Source organism: Butyrivibrio sp., from assembly GCF_017940685.1.
Lineage (GTDB): Bacteria > Bacillota > Clostridia > Lachnospirales > Lachnospiraceae > Butyrivibrio.
The window spans coordinates 1-16,445 of the sequence record NZ_JAGAYD010000160.1 but is presented as its reverse complement, the minus strand read 5'-3'; the positions used below and the strand labels follow the sequence as shown (position 1 = coordinate 16,445).

At 42.9% G+C, this 16,445-nt stretch carries 13 protein-coding genes and 3 tRNA genes; 13 read left to right on the top strand and 3 right to left on the bottom strand.

Features of this window, described 5'->3' with window-relative positions:
• The first annotated feature begins 41 nt into the window (after positions 1 to 41).
• Positions 42 to 1,244, top strand: coding sequence for an AAA family ATPase (locus tag J6I68_RS10240; protein WP_292220102.1), 1,203 nt, complete (start codon positions 42 to 44; stop codon positions 1,242 to 1,244).
• A gap of 28 nt (positions 1,245 to 1,272) precedes the next feature.
• Here J6I68_RS10240 and J6I68_RS10235 read toward each other — a convergent pair.
• Positions 1,273 to 1,346 (bottom strand) — tRNA-Pro (locus tag J6I68_RS10235).
• 93 nt (positions 1,347 to 1,439) lie between these two features.
• On the opposite strand from J6I68_RS10235, the gene J6I68_RS10230 reads away from it, so the two are divergent.
• Both J6I68_RS10230 and J6I68_RS10225 read left to right on the top strand, forming a co-directional pair.
• Positions 1,440 to 1,913, top strand: a complete 474-nt coding sequence (locus J6I68_RS10230) for an RNA polymerase sigma factor (RefSeq protein WP_292220100.1) — start codon at positions 1,440 to 1,442, stop codon at positions 1,911 to 1,913.
• Positions 1,914 to 1,993: 80 nt separating this feature from the next.
• Complete coding sequence (locus J6I68_RS10225) at positions 1,994 to 2,248, top strand: hypothetical protein (protein WP_292220098.1); 255 nt, start codon at positions 1,994 to 1,996, stop codon at positions 2,246 to 2,248.
• Between the two features lie 100 nt (positions 2,249 to 2,348).
• Here the strand turns inward: J6I68_RS10225 and J6I68_RS10220 are convergent.
• Positions 2,349 to 2,421, bottom strand: a tRNA-Gly gene (locus J6I68_RS10220).
• Between the two features lie 98 nt (positions 2,422 to 2,519).
• On the opposite strand from J6I68_RS10220, the gene J6I68_RS10215 reads away from it, so the two are divergent.
• The 8 genes from J6I68_RS10215 (at position 2,520) to J6I68_RS10180 (ending at position 13,771) form a co-directional block, all read left to right on the top strand.
• On the top strand, positions 2,520 to 3,599 hold the full coding sequence (locus J6I68_RS10215; RefSeq protein WP_292220096.1) for a sugar ABC transporter substrate-binding protein: 1,080 nt from the start codon (positions 2,520 to 2,522) through the stop codon (positions 3,597 to 3,599).
• Positions 3,589 to 5,100: a sensor histidine kinase gene (locus J6I68_RS10210; RefSeq protein WP_292220095.1), complete on the top strand. Its 1,512-nt coding sequence runs from the start codon at positions 3,589 to 3,591 to the stop codon at positions 5,098 to 5,100. The genes J6I68_RS10215 and J6I68_RS10210 overlap by 11 nt, the downstream gene beginning before the upstream one ends.
• Positions 5,075 to 6,670, top strand: a complete 1,596-nt coding sequence (locus J6I68_RS10205; RefSeq protein WP_292220093.1) for a helix-turn-helix domain-containing protein — start codon at positions 5,075 to 5,077, stop codon at positions 6,668 to 6,670. The genes J6I68_RS10210 and J6I68_RS10205 overlap by 26 nt, the downstream gene beginning before the upstream one ends.
• A 3-nt stretch (positions 6,671 to 6,673) precedes the next feature.
• Positions 6,674 to 7,747, top strand: coding sequence for a sugar ABC transporter substrate-binding protein (locus J6I68_RS10200; RefSeq protein WP_292220091.1), 1,074 nt, complete (start codon positions 6,674 to 6,676; stop codon positions 7,745 to 7,747).
• A 171-nt stretch (positions 7,748 to 7,918) separates the two neighbouring features.
• Positions 7,919 to 9,052, top strand: a complete 1,134-nt coding sequence (chvE, locus tag J6I68_RS10195) for a multiple monosaccharide ABC transporter substrate-binding protein (RefSeq protein ID WP_292220089.1) — start codon at positions 7,919 to 7,921, stop codon at positions 9,050 to 9,052.
• A gap of 105 nt (positions 9,053 to 9,157) precedes the next feature.
• Positions 9,158 to 10,705, top strand: coding sequence for a multiple monosaccharide ABC transporter ATP-binding protein (gene mmsA, locus J6I68_RS10190; RefSeq protein ID WP_292220087.1), 1,548 nt, complete (start codon positions 9,158 to 9,160; stop codon positions 10,703 to 10,705).
• A gap of 2 nt (positions 10,706 to 10,707) precedes the next feature.
• The gene (gene mmsB / locus J6I68_RS10185) at positions 10,708 to 11,898 is read left to right on the top strand and encodes a multiple monosaccharide ABC transporter permease (RefSeq protein ID WP_292220085.1); all 1,191 of its coding nucleotides are present in this window, start codon (positions 10,708 to 10,710) and stop codon (positions 11,896 to 11,898) included.
• Positions 11,899 to 12,145: 247 nt separating this feature from the next.
• On the top strand, positions 12,146 to 13,771 hold the full coding sequence (locus J6I68_RS10180; protein WP_292220084.1) for a flagellin N-terminal helical domain-containing protein: 1,626 nt from the start codon (positions 12,146 to 12,148) through the stop codon (positions 13,769 to 13,771).
• A gap of 148 nt (positions 13,772 to 13,919) precedes the next feature.
• Here the strand turns inward: J6I68_RS10180 and J6I68_RS10175 are convergent.
• Positions 13,920 to 13,992 (bottom strand) — tRNA-Gly (locus J6I68_RS10175).
• A 197-nt stretch (positions 13,993 to 14,189) separates the two neighbouring features.
• On the opposite strand from J6I68_RS10175, the gene J6I68_RS10170 reads away from it, so the two are divergent.
• Together J6I68_RS10170 and J6I68_RS10165 are read left to right on the top strand one after the other, a co-directional pair.
• Positions 14,190 to 15,254: a CapA family protein gene (locus tag J6I68_RS10170; protein ID WP_292220082.1), complete on the top strand. Its 1,065-nt coding sequence runs from the start codon at positions 14,190 to 14,192 to the stop codon at positions 15,252 to 15,254.
• A gap of 33 nt (positions 15,255 to 15,287) precedes the next feature.
• A partial coding sequence (locus tag J6I68_RS10165) for a class I SAM-dependent rRNA methyltransferase (RefSeq protein WP_292220080.1) occupies positions 15,288 to 16,445 on the top strand: 1,158 nt, incomplete at its 3' end.

Here is a 16,445-nt window from a genome sequence, read left to right as displayed (position 1 = left end):
TGGTATAGTCGTTATGGCAAATATTGTGTTATGGAGTAGTTATGGGAAGAGATTTAGACAAGGAACTTGAAACACTTGAAAAGATAACAAATATGCAAAAGGATCTTCTTGGCGGGATATATGGAGATTTCTTTTCAGCAGGAAGCAGCACATCTTCAGGGAGCAGTTTCTCTGGAAGCACAAACACAGGCGATGCAGTAAAAAAGCCAGAAGAGGTTTCTGCTGCGCCAGAAGAAAAGAAGGATGCTGTTGCAGATGCCAATGAGGCATTAGAGGAGGCCAAGGCTCTTTTTGCAAAAGATGGCAATGTAAATACACCTAAGGAAGAAGAGGTCAAGGAGCCGGAAGAGGATCCTATGGAGACTCTTGATAAGCTGGTTGGTCTGTCCACCATCAAGGCGGATGTAAAAGAGCTTACAGCCTTTGTTAAGGTTCAGAAAGCCAGACAGGAACAGGGACTTAAGTCTGTTCCGGTTTCACTTCATCTGGTATTTACAGGTAATCCAGGAACCGGTAAGACAACTGTTGCAAGGATCATTGCTCAGATCTACAAGCAGATCGGTGTTCTGTCAAAGGGTCAGCTTGTGGAAGTTGACAGGTCAGGACTGGTTGCGGGATACGTTGGACAGACAGCCATCAAGACACAGGAGCAGATCGCCAAGGCTAAGGGCGGCGTTTTGTTCATTGATGAGGCATATGCTCTTGCACAGAAGGATGACGCCTTCGGTCAGGAAGCTATAGATACGATACTTAAGGCTATGGAAGATAATAGAGATGACTTCGTTGTTATTGTTGCTGGCTACACAGAGCCAATGAAGAAGTTCATCGAATCCAACCCTGGTCTTAAGTCCCGTTTCAACAAGTACATTGAGTTCCCTGATTACAATATCGATGAGCTTGAGGAAATCTTTGACAGGAACTGCAAGAAGTACGACTACAAGGTTGACGAGGATGTGCAGCACCAGATAAGGGCTCTTATCACAGCCAAGAAGATCGAGAACATCGACAATTTCGCCAATGCCAGAGAGGTGAGAAATCTCTTTGAAGAGATCATTACCAACCAGGCAAGAAGGGTAGCAAGTCTTGAGAATCCTACAAGTGAGGATATGATGTGCATTAAGCTTGAGGATCTTGCAGATACAGTGGAAAAGCCAGAAGAAAAACCAGAAGAAAAACCTTCAGAGTCTGAAAGCACTTTAGAAAACAGTGATGCTAAAGAGGACAGCACTGATACAGAGGCATAAAAATAGGCCTACCTTGTGGTAAGCCAGATCGGGGCGACGTGATTCGAACACGCGACCTCTGCGTCCCGAACGCAGCGCTCTACCAAGCTGAGCCACGCCCCGCACCCACATATTATATTTGATATTCTTTTCTTTAGCAAGTGCTGGAATTAGGGTATAATTAATTATTATATTATCTTTAAGAGGGTGGAAAATATGCTGACAAAAGAAGAGATTTATACTCAGTACAGAGACAAAGTCTTTGGATATGTAAGAAATCATGTTAATTCACCAGAGGACGCTGAGGATATTACCAGCGATATCTTCGTAAAGATTTATAGTAAACTTGATACTTACGATGAGACCAAGGCCAGTCTTTCGACATGGATCTACTCAATGACCAGCAATACAGTTATAGATTTTTACAGGACCAATCACGTTCATTCTGAGATTCCGGAGGATCTTAGCGATGAAGGCAGCACTATTGAGGATGAGATCTTAAACAACGAGAGCCTTGAGCTCTTAGCAGATGCTCTCGGTAAGCTCCCGCAGGAACTCATGGACATAATTGTCCTTAGGTATTACAAGGGACTTACTCTTCAGGATATAGCAGTTAAGATGAACCTGTCATATGGCGTCGCCAAGTTAAGGCACAGAGAGGCTTTAGGAAAACTTAGAGAAATGTTGTAAAAATTTTTGCCACAGGTTTTATTCATTCGTATAAAACATTGAAAGCAAAATAAAGACGCTTAATGAATTGGAGGTTAATTATGGAAAATAAATTGGCAAGACTGTTTGACTATCAGAAGTTCTCACCTAATGATAAGCTGGCATCTATTATTGCGGATGTAGAATCAAGATATCCGTCTGATATTGAGGTCCTTTCAGATGACGAGCTTGGAATGCTCAATGCAGCAGGCAGTGTAGATGCACTTATGAAAAGAACTGCTGAAAAGGATTCTAAGAATTCAAAGAACGCTATACGTTCCAAAAACGGTGTACATTCCAAAAACGCGCTGACTTGATAAATAACATTTAAAACAGACAGGGCACGAGATGATCTCGTGCCCTGTTTTTTGGTACATATTTTGTGGATGTATTGAACTCAAAAATAGCATAAAAATAAGCGATAGACGGGGCTCGAACCCGCGGTCTCCACCTTGGCAAGGTGGCGCTTTACCAACTAAGCTACTATCGCATTTTCTGTCATTGCCGACAGCAAGATAAATAATAAACCACAACGCTGGCTTTGTCAATAGCTTTTTCTTAAGGCGCTGATTTGATACAATCGGATTTATGGACAAGCAGTATAAAAACAGCGAAAACAGACAATATCTGATATTTGTCATAACCATAATCTTCGTTATGGTCACCATGATACTGGGCGCTTTTGTCTTCAGGTTTTATAAACAGAGCGTTGGTGGCAAGTCTGACATCAGAGAATACGATAAGTATTATTGTCTCATAACTGATAATTATAAATCTGACTTTTGGCAGTCTGTGTATGAGGGAGCTTTAGAGGCCGCGAAGGAGGAAAACATTTACGTTGACCTTTTAGGAAGCAACCTTCCAGGAGATTACTCCACAGAAGATCTTATGAAGATCGCTATTGCTGCAAGACCGGATGCTATTATGGTAGCCGCAGATGAATCTGACCTAATGACTGAGCTTATCAATGAGGCTGTTGCAGATGAGATTCCTGTGGTGACTCTTTACGGAGACAACACCAGATCTGACAGGCTGAGCTTTGTAGGGGTTGGTGGCTACAGCATCGGCAAGATGTATGGAAAAGAGGTCATCAATGTCATCAAGGAGAGGCGCAGAGAGGACTTTATTGAGGCAGAGAGCTTTGAGGAACGCTCTCACGTTAAGGTGGTAGTTGTCGCCAACTCTGACACCAAGGATACCGGCCAGAATATCATAATTCCTGCCATGCAGGATGCGATAATGGAAGAAAATGCCACAGATGCGGAGTTTTCCATATCGATCATGACTGTTGACAGCTCAAGTTCTTTTTCTGTTGAGGAGTCCATAAGGGACATCTTCATGGAGGAGGAAGTACCTGATGTCATCGTATGCCTCAACGAACTTAGTACAGTCTGCGCTTATCAGGCGGTTGTTGACTTTAACAAGGTTGGAGAGGTGAATATCCTTGGATACTACGATTCAAAAGATATACTTACGGCCATAGACAGAGGCGGAATCTATGCCACTGTTTCAATAGATGCAAGGCAGCTTGGTGAGTACAGTGTAAAAGCCCTCTCTGATTATTTTGAGCTTGGCAATACAAGTGAATACTATCTGGCGGATGTTACCCTTATCAATCAGGATAACGTCGCTCAGTTCTTGACAGGGGAGGATGAGGATGAAGACTAGATTCTTTGACAAACCCCTGCATTTTAAGATCATAATTATCTGCGCCATTACAAATATGATAGTTTTTGTGGTAAATATTTTCCTTATCCTTGGAATCAACTCCATGTCCAACGATATGGAAATGGCTTATCAGGACAACAGACAGCTAAGTGAACTATCGTCAGCCCTTACTGATGTGCAGGATTCCATGACTGAGTATCTTAGCTCAAAGACCAGCGAGTCCTTGGAGAACTACTACAGAAGTGCCCAGAGATACCAGGACCTTTCAGAAGCCTTGAGCGACACAGTAACAGACCAGAGCTATGACAGGATGGAGCGAAATATCAAGTTTATGTCCAGGACCTATCTTGATGTTGTCGCTCAGACCGTTGAGGCCAAGAGAGGCCGTAATGTTGAGAAATATCGCACCTACTACGAAAATGCGACCCAGCTATGTGAAGACATAGAAGCATATATCACCAATCTTGATCTTGAGCTCTTTGTTGTAAACTCAGAGAAATACACGGCCCTTACCAGAGCCTTTAAGAAGTTCGAGGTGGCAGGAGTGTTTGTTATGGCTCTTATCATGGTTGGTAACGTGATCCTTATTTCCGGTCTTGTAAATACCATGATCATGCCGCTTAAGAATCTTGCAAATTCGGCGGATGAAGTGTCAAAGGGTAATTTTGACACAGAGCTTCCAGCAACTTCCTATAACGATGAGATTGGAATTGTAACAAGGACCTTTAACAAGATGGTTGCCAGCATCAAGGAGTATATCGAGCAGCTCAAAGAGAGTATGGAAAAAGAGAGACTCCTTCAGGAAAAAGAGCTGATGATGACCGCGCATCTTAAAGAGGCTCAGCTTAAGTATCTTCAGGCCCAGATCAATCCACATTTTCTTTTTAACACCCTAAACGCAGGTGCTCAGCTGGCTATGATGGAGGGAGCAGATAAGACCTACGAGTATGTCCAGACAGTGGCGGACTTCTTTAGATATAACGTTAAAAACAACAAGAATGACGTTACGGTAAGGGAAGAAGTTGAACTTGTTGATAACTATATTCAGATCCTGAATGTTAGATTTTCAGGAGATATTGGCTATGAAAAGCAGATAGATAAAAGGCTTCTTGATATCAAGATGCCCAGCATGATCCTCCAGCCCATTGTTGAAAATGCTGTAAATCATGGCATAAGAGAAATGGGAGATAAGGGAAAGATAAGCCTCAAGGTCTACAGGGATTCTGAGGACGTCTGCATAAGTGTAGCTGACAATGGAAAGGGAATAGCAAAAGAAGAGATCGACAGAATCCTTGATGGAAGCTATGAACCAAGAGAGCAGCAGTACGATAACAATGGTATCGGACTTGACAATGTTATCTCAAGGCTGCGGCTCTATGCAGAAAGAAGAGACGTGGTTGAGATCCACAGTCAGGGCGAAAATACGGGATGCGAATTTATAGTCAGGATTCCAAGACAAAAGAAAGAAGCAAATAATGTACAGAGTGATGATCGCAGATGACGAGGGTATCGTTATCGACTCAATGAAGTTCATAATTGAGAAAGAGTTTGGGGATAAGTGCAGTCTCGAATTTGCCAAGACCGGGCGAAGGCTCATAGAAGTAGCTGAGCAGTTCAGGCCAGACATTGCAGTGGTAGACATTCATATGCCAGGGATCAACGGAATAGATGCCATCAAGGAGATGAAGCAGTTCTGTCCCAATGCAGTATTTATTGTAATGTCAGCCTATGACAAGTTTGACTATGCTAAAGAGGCCATCAAACTTGGGGTTATGGAATACATCACCAAGCCCATGGACAGGATGAAGGTTGTGGATACCTTAAAGCGCGCCATGGATCAGATAGATTCTGACAGAGCCAAGAGAAGCAATGACCTTCTCATAAAAGAAAAGCTAGAGACCATAGAGCCAATCATTGAAAATGGACTTATCTATGACATTCTTTTGCAGGAACACTTTGAGGAGGATGTGGACAGCTACAAGAGCATCCTTGGAATAGAAGAGGATTACGGATATATGATGGCCATAGTATGTGGTGAATCCCAGGAGGGCAACCACATGACCAATGCTGTTGGAAGCTCGGTCAAGGTATCTGGCATGTATAGAGAGATCCGTGAAGGGGTCAAGAGCTTTTTTGACTGCAAGATCGGTAATGTCATGGCCAACAAGATTGCTGTGCTGGTGCCCTATAGCAGCAACGTTCTTGAGTACAACGACAGAACAAGGCTCATTGACAGGGCAAGGGAACTGTGCCGATACCTAAGGAAAAAGACAGATATCAACTTCAGGGTTGGAATCGGGGCCCTGCATCCATTAAGGGACCTTGGTGAGTCCTACAGGGAAGCTCTTAATGCGCTGATAGCCACCACGGGAAGCGTAGCCCATGTAGACGACCTTACCATCAGCTGCAGCTATGAGGATGATTACCCTAAGGAACTGGAGAAGCCTATGTTTGAGGCAGTTTCAAAGGGTGACCTCAATGGAATGCTGGTGTATGCCGGTAAATACGCAGACTGGATGTGCCAGAGGGCAAGTGGCGGAGACCTGATGTCCATGAGACTTAAGGCCCTTGAGTTTGCTCTTTACGCTGAGCATATAGCATACCAGAGTGGAGGCCAAACCTACCGCTACTCAGGCAGAAACACCTACCTTCCTGAGATCATGGGGCTTGATACGGCAGAGGAAGTAAAGGACTGGTTTATGGGTAAGCTCCAAACCGCCTGCAGTGATGTCGTAAGTAAAAGGGAAGAGAGGTCCAATGATATAATAAGGACCGCCATGGAGTACATTAATGACAACTACAGCAAGGAGATATCTTTGGATGAAGTCTCAAGGCAGGTTAATATTTCGCCCTACTACTTCAGCAAGATATTCAAGGAGGAGAGCGGTCTTAACTTTATCGAGTATCTGACCAATGTCAGAATAGATAAGGCAAAAGAGCTTTTGTCTGGCACTGATATGTCAATCAAAGAGGTCTGCGCTACCTGCGGATACACAGATCCCAACTACTTTAGTCGCAGCTTTAAAAAGAACGTGGGAGTTACACCAACTGAGTTCAAAGAGAGAAGGTAAAAGATGGGGAAAAAAGGTAAATTACGGGGGATTTCTTTTGTCCTGGCACTTGTGCTTGTTATCACAATGCTATCAGGCTGCGGTGGGGAGCGGGCTGACAGCAGCAAGAAGGATAAAGAAGATGACGACAAGATATCGATTGGAATGTGCTTTGACTCTTTTGTTATAGAGAGGTGGCAGAGGGACAGAGATGTTTTTGTGTCAACCGCAAAGGAGCTGGGGGCTGAAGTCAACATTCAGAACGCCAATGGCGACCCTCAGGAGCAGAAAAAACAGATAGAATATTTCATAAAGAGCGGGATGGATGTGATCGTGATCATCTGCATTGACTCCGCCGCCATTGCAGAATCAGTGAAAAAGGCCCAGGATGAAGGGATCAAGGTCATTGCATACGACAGGCCAATTATGGATGCTGGTGTAGATCTGTATATCTCTTTTGACAACGAAAAAGTCGGTCAGATGATGGGAGAAGCCATCGTAAAGAGAGATGTAAAAAATGGAAAAATCCTGATGATATGCGGATCTCCCACTGACTTTAATGTCCCAATGGTGGAAAATGGCTTTAGGAAAGTCATGATGGAGAACAGGAACGACATCATTGATGTTTTTTATGCAGACGGCTGGAAAGCAGAAGAAGCAGGCAACTACGTTTATAAGAACATGGACAAAGTTGTCATGGCAGATGCAATCATGTGCGGTAATGACGACCTTGCAAGCCGAGTGGTGCATGCCCTTGCGGAAAAGAGACTTGCAGGTAAGATCCTTGTTGTAGGACAGGACGCAGATCTTGAGGCCTGCCAGAGGATCGTTGAAGGGACACAGCTGATGACTGTGTATAAGCCTATTGAAAAGCTGGCTCAGAAGGCTGCCCAGTCGGCAGTTATGCTGGCAGAGGGCCAGGGCGTTGAGGACGAGAACCTCTCCCAGTACGATGACGGAACTGAAAAGGTCCCGTATCTTAAGATAGATCCTGTAAGCGTCACTGAGAGTAACATCAACGAGGTCATAATAAAGAGCGGTTTCCACTTAAAGGAAGATGTATATCTGAATGTACCTGGTAAGATGCCATCCAATTGATGGTAGCAAAAAATTGATATTTTTGGCTGTGCTAACAAAAAAATGCTAGCACAGCCTTTTTTATTAAATTTTTGTAAATAAAAATGTGCTGCAATTCATAAATCATTGCTATTTGTTTTGTGATAATTTATGAATGTAAACAAACCAACTTATTTTTAAGGGAGGGTAATCATGAAAAGAAAACTTTTAAGTGGATTTCTTGCAACAGCAATGACAATGTCATTACTCGTTGGTTGCGGCTCATCTGCACCAGCAGCAACAGAGACAGCAGAGGCTCCAGCAGCAGAAGCACCAGCAGCAGAAGCACCTGCAGCTGAGGCAGCAGGCGGCGGAAGAGTAGGTGTTGCAATGCCTACAAAGGATCTCCAGAGATGGAATCAGGACGGCGAGAACATGCAGAAGCAGCTTGAGGCAGCTGGATACGAAGTTGACCTTCAGTATGCATCAAACGACATTCCTACACAGGTTTCACAGATTGAGAACATGATCTCATCTGGCGCTAAGGTTCTTGTAATCGCATCTATCGATGGTGATTCACTTGGAACAGTTCTTGAGCAGGCTAAAGAGCAGGGCGTAGCTGTTATCGCTTACGACCGTCTTATCATGAATTCAGACGCTGTTTCTTACTATGCTACATTCGATAACTACATGGTTGGAACAAAGCAGGGTGAGTATATCAGAGATCAGCTTGATCTTGACAACGCTGCAGGCCCATTCAACATCGAGCTCTTCACAGGTGATCCTGGTGACAACAACGCAAGATTCTTCTTCGGCGGCGCTATGGACGTACTTAACAAGTACATCGACGAGGGCAAGCTTGTAGTTAAGTCAGGTCAGAAAGACTTCGATGCAGTTGCTACAGCTAACTGGGCAACAGAGAACGCTCAGTCAAGAATGGATGCTATCATTTCTGCAAACTATGCAGACGGAACAAAGCTTGACGCTGTTATGTGCTCAAACGACTCAACAGCACAGGGTGTTACAAACTCTCTTGAAGCTAACTACACAGGTGATTGGCCAATCATCACAGGTCAGGACTGTGATATCGTTTCTGTAAAGAACATGATCGCTGGTAAGCAGTCAATGTCTATCTTTAAGGATACACGTACTCTTGCAGCTAAGACTGTAGAGATGGTTGACGCTATCATGAAGGGTTCAGAGGCTCCAGTTAACGATACAAAGACATACGACAACGGAACAGGTATCATTCCTTCATACCTTTGCGAGCCTGTATTTGCAGACGTTAACAACTACAAGGAACTTCTTATCGATTCTGGTTACTACACAGAGGATCAGCTTAAGTAATATTTAGACGGGTTACGGTAAAAAACTATAATTACTATGAGGCGGGCGCAATATGACCCGCCTCTATTAGAGAAAAGAGATTAAGAGAGAGAAGGAGGGGTTATTTTGGCGAAGATATTACTGGAAATGAAAAACATCACCAAGACCTTCCCCGGTGTGAAAGCCTTAGATAATGTAAATTTACAGGTTGAAGAAGGAGAAATCCACGCACTCGTTGGAGAAAACGGAGCTGGAAAGTCCACTTTGATGAATGTTCTTAGCGGAATTTATCCATATGGCTCCTATGAAGGCGATATTGTTTACGATTCCGAAATATGCAAATTTAATGACATTAAAGACAGTGAAGGCAAAGGAATAGTTATCATCCATCAGGAACTGGCACTTATTCCATACATGACCATCGCTGAAAATATGTTCCTCGGAAATGAAAGAGGAAAGAAGTTTAAGATCAACTGGAACGAGACCAGTGCTTTGGCAAGACAGTATCTTGATACTGTTGGTCTTCCAGATGGAACACAGACATTGATTAAGGACATTGGTGTTGGTAAACAGCAGCTTGTTGAGATTGCAAAGGCTCTTTCCAAACATGCAAGGCTTCTTATCCTTGACGAGCCTACATCGTCACTTAATGAGACAGACTCAAGAGCACTTCTTGATCTTCTTCTTAAGTTGAAAAAAGAGCAGAATCTTACATCAATCATTATTTCTCATAAGCTCAATGAGGTTTCATATGTAGCTGACAAGATCACAGTTATCCGTGATGGTGCAACTATCGAGACTCTTACAAAGGGCGTTGATGACTTCTCAGAAGCTAGGATCATCAAGGGAATGGTAGGAAGAGAACTTTCTGACAGATTCCCTAAGCGTGAATCTCATGTTGGCGAAGTAATGATGGAAGTTAAGAACTGGAATGTTTACCATCCATTATATAGCGAGAGAAAGATTGTTGATGACGTAAGTATCAACGTAAGAAAGGGCGAGGTTCTTGGTATCTCAGGACTTATGGGAGCAGGAAGAACTGAGCTTGCAATGAGTATCTTTGGTAAGAGCTACGGTGAGAATATCTCAGGACAGATCTTTATTCAGGGAAAAGAGGTACACCTAAACTCAGTTCAGGATGCCATCAAGCACAAACTTGCGTATGTTACTGAAGACAGAAAGGGCAACGGCCTTATTCTTTCTAACCCAATCAAGATAAACACAACTCTTGCAAATCTTGGCGCAGTAAGTAACAAGACTGTAATTGATAAGGATAAAGAGTACTCGGTAGCAGTAGACTACAAGGAAAAGCTTAAGACCAAGTGCCCTACTGTAGAACAGAACGTTGGAAACCTTTCAGGTGGTAACCAGCAGAAAGTTCTTTTGGCTAAGTGGATGTTTGCTGATCCTGATATCCTTATCCTTGACGAGCCTACAAGAGGTATTGACGTAGGTGCAAAATATGAAATCTATTGTATTATCAACCAGCTGGTAAGCGAAGGTAAATCCGTTATCATGATCTCTTCTGAGCTTCCGGAGATCCTCGGAATGTGTGACAGGATCTATGTCATGAACGAGGGCAGAATGGTTGGCGAACTGGATGGCAAAGATGCTACCCAGGAGAAGATTATGACTTATATTTTACAGTCATCCGGAAAAAGGGAGGTTGGATAATAATGAATAATACTAAAGCACTTGATTTTATAAAAAAGAATACGATGATCATTGTTCTGGTCATTGTACTTGGATTCTTCTCATGGAGAACTGGTGGAGCGATCCTGCTTCCCATGAACGTAAGTAACCTGATCTCACAGAACGCGTACGTGTTCATTCTTGCAACTGGTATGCTTCTTTGTATCTTAACTGGTGGTAACATCGACCTTTCAGTTGGATCTGTTGTTTGTTTCGTTGGTGCCATCGGCGCTACTTTGATGGTTAACTTAGATGTACCTGTATGGCTTACAATCATCATCATGGTACTTATCGGAACAGCCATTGGTGCATTCCAGGGATTCTGGATCGCCTTTGTAAGAATTCCTCCGTTCATCACAACACTGGCAGGAATGCTGGCATTCAGAGGTCTTTCAAACGTTGTACTTAACGGTCTTACAGTATCCATTAAGGATGAGACCACATTCGTAAACCTCTTCGGAGGCGGTGCTGACTGCTATGTTCACGATGTTCTAGGCGGAAACGGAATCAACCTTACATGCCTTGTATGTGGCATACTTGCAGCAGCTCTTTTCGTGATCCTGCAGTTTGTAACCAGGGTTAACAGAAAGAAACATGGCTATGACACAGAGCCTCTTTGGACCTTCGTAATAAAGATGGTTGTCATCGTTGGTGTGGTTATTCTCTTTGCTTACAAGCTTGCACAGCATAAAGGTATTCCTACAGTTCTTATCTGGGTTTTAGTTGTAGTTCTTGTTTATGGTTACATCACACAGAACACTACAGTAGGAAGACATTTCTACGCAGTAGGTGGTAACGAGAAGGCTACCAAGCTTTCCGGTATCAATACTAACAAGGTTTACTTCCTTGCATACACAAACATGGGATTCCTTGCAGCTCTGGCTGCTATGGTTACAATCGCAAGACTTACATCTGCTCAGCCAACATATGGTCAGAACTACGAGATGGACGCTATCGGTTCCTGCTTCATCGGTGGAGCATCAGCTTACGGCGGAATCGGAACAGTTCCTGGAGTTATTGTAGGTGCGGTTCTCATGGGTGTTATCAACCTTGGCATGTCACTTATGGGCGTTGATGCCAACATGCAGAAGGTGGTTAAGGGCGCAGTTCTTCTCGCAGCGGTTATCTTTGATGTAGTATCAAAGCGTGGCGGAAAGATGATAGTTAAAAACTAACGTACTTGTTGCCAAAATTCTTTCTCTTATTTCTTTACAAAAGGCTGTTGCCTGGGGATGTATACCCGCTGGCAGCAGTCTTTTGCTTGTTGCTGTAATGGAGGCTAAATTAAGCTTAAACAAACGGTGGTTTTTAGGTAAAATATAGAATAAAAAATGCCGATATTAGATAAAGAGAGGTGAAAAAGGATTATTATCGATCGGAAATTAGTTGAGTGACAGCCGAAAACTTCTTGGAGGAAGTAGGATGCCTGGTAGCATAAATGTGGTTGCACATAATCTCCAAAGCATGTTTTCGAACAGGCAATTGGGAATAACAGAATTAAATAAAGCAAAATCTGCTGAAAAATTAGCATCTGGATATAAGATCAACAGGGCAGCAGATGATGCTGCAGGTCTTGCAATATCTGAGAAGATGCGTAGACAGATACGTGGACTGAAACAAGGAACAGATAATACGCAGGATGGGATTTCTTTGTGCCAAGTTGCAGACTCAGCTCTTTCTGAGGTATCGGAGATGCTTCATAGGATAACTGAACTGTCTGTTCAAGCGTCAAATGATACGAATGATAAAGATGATCGTCAAGCTATTCAGGCTGAAATAAATCAAATATTGAAAGAAATAGACAGGGTTTCTGATACTACAACATTTAATGAAAAGAAGATTTTTTGTAATCCAGCAGTTGAAAAAGAGGGAATAGATCCTGAAAAATCCAAAGAAACAAAAAGGAATGAAGCACTGCAGAAGCTTTTGAAGGGAACTTTTGATAGTGTTACTGCCCCAATAGAAGTTAGTCCAGGACAAAGTATTTCTGCTGATGATGCAAATGCAATAATACAGCTTTTAAGCAATGTTGCTATTATGGGAGGCGCATTAAAAAGATATGAAGAAAGTTATAAAGGAGTGGATTTAGATACGATATTAGCAAATGCAAAAGCTATGCAAAAATATCTAGGGGAAAAAACAGACATACTAACAGATAACTGTAAAGTAGGATGTAATTATATTGATAATGAGAATTATGTTGCTGATATAAATTCAGCTGGGAATATGATGAAAAACGGGTGGGCTAGATATCCTTATTCGGTGGAATACTACGATTCCGCACGACTAGATTACAATCACTGTTACAATTTGGGTATTAGAGCAGATTCGCCTGTGGCAGCTTTTGCTTCACTAGGAATGTCTGAAGTGGCGGATACTTTTAGGGACTACAATTATAACCAAAGATTTGAAGGAAGAATTAACCGTTCAACAGCAGATTTCTCATATGCGATAGAAAGACTTTTGAATAGTAAAGGTATTAGATCAGGTAAAATATATGACAGCATATCTAGAATATTTAATTCAGAACAAGTTATTAATCCGGAAGTAAATGGTCAAGATGTCATGGATATTGCAACAGATATATATCTTATGATGACTGCACAACCGGAGATTCCTGACAACCCAAGCGAAGAAGGTGAAATAGTACAGAAGAATGTTTTTTGGATCCAGTCCGGATGTGAACCAGATGACGGAATGTATTTGGAATTTGGCTATATGGATACAGATGTTCTTGGAATTAGCGAAGTAAGTGTTTTGACTGGGGACAAGGCTAGAGAGACAATTTCCCGAACTAAAAATGCTTTAGGAATTGTTTCTGAAATACGTAGCGATATTGGTGCACAGCAGAATCGACTAGAACATACAGTTAAAAGGCAGGAAAACACGGTTGAAAACACCACCGCTGCGGAATCAAGGATACGCGATACGGATATGGCCAGTGAAATGGTAAAATACTCAAACAATAGTGTTCTTTCTCAGGCTGGACAAAGTATTTTGGCTCAAGCCAACCAATCAAATCAGGGAGTGATATCATTATTGCAATGACAGCACGCGAAAGTGAATAACAAGAGGGACTATTCCAGGCGGAATAGTCCTTTTTTACAGTGTGGTGTTGTATAATTTTAATAGATTATGAGGAAAACTGATAATAAAAAACCGAAATGCTCAAATCAAGCATTCCGGGAAAGAAAAGAGCGATAGACGGGGCTCGAACCCGCGGTCTCCACCTTGGCAAGGTGGCGCTTTACCAACTAAGCTACTATCGCATATATATTAAGCTGCTCTCGCAGCGCAAAAACTATGATACACGATAGATAAACAAATTGTCAATATTATTTTTAATCTTTTTGAGGATCAGATGAAAAAGCGGATATTCACTGTGTTTATAGGTTTTTTATTATCGTTATGGATATTTTTTACGTTAGATACATCTTCTCTCGCCGGAAACAGGCAGGCTGCAAAGGTGGCCAAAACAGCCACGGACCAGGATGTTACCATCGTTATGGTGGGGGATATTCTCTTGCACACGCCGGTGGAAGAGACTGCAATGGCAGAGGATGGGACATACAATTTTGACTTTATTTTTGAGAAGCTGAAAAAAGATATAAGTAGCGCAGACATTGCCATCGTCAATCAGGAAGTCATAATCGGAGGACAGGAGCTCGGTGTTTCAGGATACCCGTCGTTTAATGCTCCGTATCAGATTGGAGATGCGTTGGTAGAGGCAGGATTTGATGTGGTATGTCACGGAACCAATCATGCGCTGGATAAGGGGAAAAGGGGGCTTCTTAATTGCTGTAAATACTGGAGGGAGCAGCATCCGGAGATAACAGTTGTTGGAATAAATGAAACAGAAGATGCCTACAACAATATCGACATTGTAGAAGAGAAAGGTATCAAGATAGCCATCCTTAATTACACCTATGGAACTAATGGGATCCCACAGCCAAAGGGAATGCCCCACGCAGTGGATATGCTGGATAAGGACAAGGTTGAGAGGGACCTTAAGTTTGCAGAGGAAAATGCGGACTTTACCATTGTATGCCCCCACTGGGGGACGGAGTACAATCTGGGTGTGGATAAGAGCCAGAAGTACTGGACAGAGATCTTTAGAAAGAACGGCGCGGATCTGGTTTTGGGAACCCACTCCCACGTGATAGAACCCATAGAGATGCTGGAAGATGTAGGTATTGGCATAACAAATAACCATGGAGATGGGGACATGCTTGTGTACTATTCCCTTGGCAATTTCGTAAACTGGACCTCTGGCAAAGGAAAGGGAGTTGCAAACCGCATGGTGGGTGGAATGGCTGATGTCACAATAGGAAGGAACGCCAAGGGCGAAGTTGTGATCAAGTCCCATGGTGTAACCCCTGTTGTAACCCATTTGCAGAAAGGACATGAAGGGGTTATAGTATATCCGCTAACGGAATATACTGATGAACTAGGGAAAACCAATGAAATTGTGAAGCAGGATCCTGGCTTTTCTGCACAGTACTGTAGAGAGCTGGCAAACAAAGTTTGGTAATCCATAACCAGTAATATAGAGACAGAGAGGATAATGTATATGGCAAATGTGATCTTGAAAAAAGGACAGGGCAGAGAGTTTAAGGCGGGAGGCCTTTGGATATATGACAATGAAATTGACCGCGTGGAAGGCTCTTTTGAAAATGGCGATATAATTGAGCTTCACGATTTTGATGGATATTTTCTAGGTTACGGCTTTATCAACGAGAAATCCAAGATAAGAGTCCGCATCATGTCCAGGAAAAAGGATAATCCTGTGGATCTGATGCTCCTTGAAAAGAGAGTAAGGGATGCCTGGAACCACAGAAAGAATATCATGCGCAGCTACATCAAGGATTATCTCCTTGGAGGAAAAGAGCTGTCGACAATTACTGATGAAGAGAGATCTGGCGCCCTTACAAGGCTATCCACAAGGCTTATCTTTGGGGAGGCAGATTTTCTCCCGGGAATTACCATAGATAAGTTTTCAGATGTTCTTGTTATTGAGTCTCTGGCACTTGGTACAGACAGGATGAAGAACAAGATCCTTGACCTTTGCAAAAAAGTCCTGGCGGAAGATGGAGTTGTGATCCGGGGGATTTACGAAAGAAGTGATGCCAAGGTAAGAGAGCTTGAGGGCCTTGAGAGGACCAAGGGCTTTATCGGAGATTCTTTTGACACCAAGGTCCTTATAGAGGAGAACGGCGTAAAATACTACGTGGACGTTGAGAACGGCCAGAAGACTGGATTTTTCCTGGACCAGAAGTTTAACAGACAGGCTATAAGAGGGCTTTGCAAGGGTAAAAAAGTTTTAGACTGCTTTACACATACAGGCTCTTTTGCACTTAACGCAGCGGCAGCAGGAGCTACATCAGTTCTTGGAGTTGACGCTTCAGATCTTGGCTGCGATCAGGCAAGGGAAAACGCGGCTCTAAACGGCCTTGAAGGTGTTGCCACATTCCAGTGTGCTGATGTATTTGAGCTTCTTCCGGAGCTTGAGAAAAAGGGAGAGAAGTTTGACGTGGTAATCCTGGATCCTCCTGCATTTACCAAGTCAAGAGCTTCAATAAAGAAGGCTGTGACAGGCTATAAGGAAATTAACCTTCGTGGAATGCGCCTTGTAAAGGATGGCGGCTATCTCGCAACATGTTCCTGTTCACACTTTATGGATGAGGAGCTGTTCCTTAAGACTATTGGTGATGCAGCAAGAGAT